Below are 3,516 nucleotides of genomic sequence, written 5' to 3'. Positions count from 1 at the left end.
CCACCAGCCGGCGCACGGCCCGGAGGCCAAGCTGCGCCAGGGCGCCGAGCGCGTCGCCGCGCAGCGGCCGCCCCTGCCGGCGCGGGCCCGGACGGCGAGCGGCGGGGAGCCGGGCTGACCGGCCGGCCGTCAGCGCGGCCCGGTCCGGGGATCGCCCTTCGGACCACTCTGCGGATCGCTCTCCGGATCGGCGCCCCGCCAGGCGGGCTGCCGGTCCGTCTCCTGCAGGGTGTCGTTCGAGGGCGCCTCTGCGGCGCGGCGGCTCAGCTCCGCCATCAGGCCGCGGGCCAGCACGGCGCGCACCGCCCGCTCCCGGGTCTCGGGCGGGACCGCCTCCAAGGCGGCCGGCACGGCCGCCTGGGCGCTCGGGACCGCCCCGGCGAGCCTTCGGGCCTCCGCGGCCGGATCCGCTCCGGTGCGAAGCATGGCGAAGTAGGAGAGCACGCCGATCACCAGCGCGGCGCGCAGCAGGACGGTCATGGAACGGTTTCTCCGCTCGAGATTGCGCGAAGCATTCGACGGATTTCGTGAACCGGGCCTCTACCAACCCGAGCTTTCCCGCACGATGGTGAACGAAGCTTGTTCGCGATCGGCTGGTTACCTCGCGGAAAGCATCCCGACCATTCGGACAAGTCCCGCAACACTCGTTTAAGCCGGCTCTGCGACCGTCCGGTAGTCGTTCGAAGTCGAACCGGAGGCGCGACGGATGCGGGAACGCAGCCAGCGCGACGCGTGCCAACCTTGACCATCAAGACCGTCCTGACGTCGCTGATCGATGACCGGCTCGCGGGCCTCGTCCACGAATCCGTGGCCGACAACCCGGCCGCCCGCGCGCGCCACCAGCGCTTCCTGGTGTCGCGGCTGGCGACCGGCGCCGTGATGATGGCCGGGCTGCCGCCCTACCTGCTGTGGCGCGGGGTGCCGTCGGGCTTCGAGGTCCTGGCGATCGCGAGCCTGCTGCTGCCGGTCTTCGCCGCCGTCCTCCTCACGCGCACCGGATCCCTCTGGGTCGCCCACGCGGTCTCGTCGGCGGGCCTGACCGGCCTCGTCGTCGCCCTGGCGGGCGTCACCGGCGGCGTCACCTCGCCCGCCGCGGTCTGGCTCGTGGCGATCCCCCTCGAGGCGCTGGTCTCCGGCTCGCTCCGCGCGACGATCGCGGCCGCCGCGATGGCGGTCCTCGGCGTCCTGACCGTGGTGGCCCTCGGCGCCTGGGCCGGCTCCCTGCCGGTCATGGACATCTCGGCCGCGATCGCCCTGCCGGCCTTCGCCATCACGGCGATCGGCCACGTCGCCGCCCAGGCCCTGGAGCACATGCGCAACGAGGGCGTCTGGCGCGAGCGGCTGCGCGACAACGAGGCCCGCGACCGGCTGCTGCTCTCGGCGATCGACGACCTCGTGACCTGGCACGACCGCAACGGCCGCGTGCTGGAGGCCTCGGTCTCGGCCGTCCGGCTCCTGGGCAGCGACCCGGCCCGCCTGCGCGGCCACGGCCTGCTGGAGCGCGTCCACGTCGCCGACCGCCCGGCCTTCCTCAAGGCGGTGAGCGACGTCGCCGCGACCGGCCGGCCCGCGACCCTGCCCCTGCGCCTGCACGTCGAGCCCGAGACCGGCCGCGCCGACGGCGCGAGCCTGATCTACGCCGAGATGCGCGCCCACCGGATCGAGCACGGCGCGCACGACGCCGCCACGGCGGTCGTGGCGGTCACCCGCGACATGACCGAGCACCACCGGCACGCCGTCGAGCTGGAGCGCGCCCGCGCCGAGGCCGAGCGGGCCGACGCGATCAAGGGCCGGTTCCTGGCCAACGTCACCCACGAGCTGCGCACGCCGCTCAACGCGATCATCGGCTTCTCCGAGGTCCTCGCCGGCGAGGGCGCCGTCAGCCTCGGCCCGGTCCAGGCGCGGGAATATGCCGGCATCATCGGCGCCTCCGGCCACCACCTGCTCGGCGTCGTCAACACGCTGCTCGACATGAGCCGGATCCAGAGCGGCAACTTCGACTGCGCCCCCGAGGCGTTCGACATCGCGGACCTGCTCCGGGCCTGCTGCGACATGATGCGCCTGAAGGCCGACGCCGCCGGCGTCGTCGTCACCGCCGCCCCGTCGGGACCGGTGGAGATCACGGCCGATCCCGCCGCCTGCCGGCAGGTGCTGATCAACCTCATCTCGAACGCCGTGAAGTTCACCCCGGCGGGCGGCCGCATCGACCTGTCCCTGCGGCGCGGTGCCGGCACCCTGGACATCGTCGTGGCCGATACGGGCGTCGGCATCGGCGCGGACGACCTGCCCAAGCTCGGCACCCCGTTCTTCCAGGCCGGGAGCGGCGGCTACAAGCGCCAGCACGAGGGCACCGGCCTCGGCCTGTCGGTGGTCCAGGGCCTCGTCGGCCTCCACGGCGGCTCCCTGCTGATCGAGAGCGCGCCCCAGGCCGGGACGGTGGTGACCGTCACCCTGCCCCTCGTCTGCCAGGCCCCCGCGGCCGCCCACGGCCCGGCACCGATCCGCACGGCCGTGCGCGGCACCCCGGCGCCCCGCCGCGTGGTGCGCCTGCCGCTCGGCCTGTTCGACGCGGAGCCGGGCGTCGCCGCGGCCCCGGCCGACCCGGTCCTGCGCCGCACCGGCTGACCCGAAGATCCCCGGAAGGAGACATGATGTCAGGCTACCGCGAGATCACCGTACCGGGCGAACCCGGCCGCGCGCGCCGCGCCGCGCCGCGCCGTGCCGCGGTCCAGGGCGACTGGCGCGCCGTGCTCGTCGGCGCGCTGAAGGCGACGGGCGCCACCTGCCGGACCAGTCCGGGCGCCGTTCTCGGCAGCCTCGTCGCCCTCGGCGCGGCGGGCTTCGTCTGCGTCAACGCCCTCGGCTACCAGACCGGGCGCCACCCGGCGCCGATCCTGCCGAAGCTCGCCCAGAAGGCGCCCGCCCCCCGCGAGGCCGCGCCGGCCGCCAGGGAGGCCCTCCGGGAACCCGCCCGGGATCCGGTGCGGGTCATCGAGGCCGACCGCGCCGCCGCGCCGGCCCCTGCCAGGCCGGCGGCCCGGGACGCGATCGGCGAGCTGATCCGGTCCGAGGAGACCACCGCCTCGGTCACCCCGAAGGCGTCGTCGGTTCGGCCGGCCGCCAAGCCGGCCGCGAAGGAGACGGACGCCAAGGCGGCCAAGTCCGAGAAGGACGGCGATCCGGTGCTGCGCGCCCAGAAGGCGCTGTCGAAGCTCGGCTACGCTGTGAAGCCCGACGGCGCGATGGGCCCCGGCACCCGCGCGGCGATCGAGAAGTTCGAGCGCGGCGCCAAGCTGCCGGTGACCGGAGAGGCGACGGGCCGGACCCTGCGCGAGCTGATGGCGCGGGCGGGCCACGGCTAGAGCCGTTCCCGATCGGGTTGGGACGCGGGCGATCGGCGAGCCCGTGCCGAACGAGGCGCGGGTCCCCTCTCCCGTGCGGGAGAGGGACAGGGTGAGGGCTGAGAACAGTCCGGAAGAGTCGCGACCTGTACGCGCATCGGCGGCCTGTTCAGTC

Annotated in this window: 3 protein-coding genes; 2 read left to right on the top strand and 1 reads right to left on the bottom strand. The window is 75.1% G+C overall.

Annotated elements, in window-relative coordinates; translation table 11 throughout:
* Positions 1-129 precede the first annotated feature (129 nt).
* On the bottom strand, positions 130-480 hold the full coding sequence (locus ACLBYE_RS29995) for a hypothetical protein (RefSeq protein ID WP_447696949.1): 351 nt from the start codon (positions 478-480) through the stop codon (positions 130-132).
* A 252-nt stretch (positions 481-732) separates the two neighbouring features.
* Here ACLBYE_RS29995 and ACLBYE_RS29990 point away from each other — a divergent pair, with 252 nt between their 5' ends.
* Positions 733-2,625 (top strand): sensor histidine kinase, encoded by a 1,893-nt coding sequence (locus tag ACLBYE_RS29990; protein ID WP_447696948.1) that lies wholly within the window; start codon positions 733-735, stop codon positions 2,623-2,625.
* A 26-nt stretch (positions 2,626-2,651) separates the two neighbouring features.
* Entirely contained in the window at positions 2,652-3,362 is a 711-nt protein-coding gene (locus ACLBYE_RS29985; RefSeq protein WP_447696950.1) for a peptidoglycan-binding domain-containing protein, read from the top strand.
* Positions 3,363-3,516: the final 154 nt, after the last annotated feature.

Source organism: Methylobacterium sp. A52T (assembly GCF_053346095.1).
Note: the sequence above shows the minus strand (reverse complement) of the source record. Positions and strands in the feature narration are given on the sequence as shown.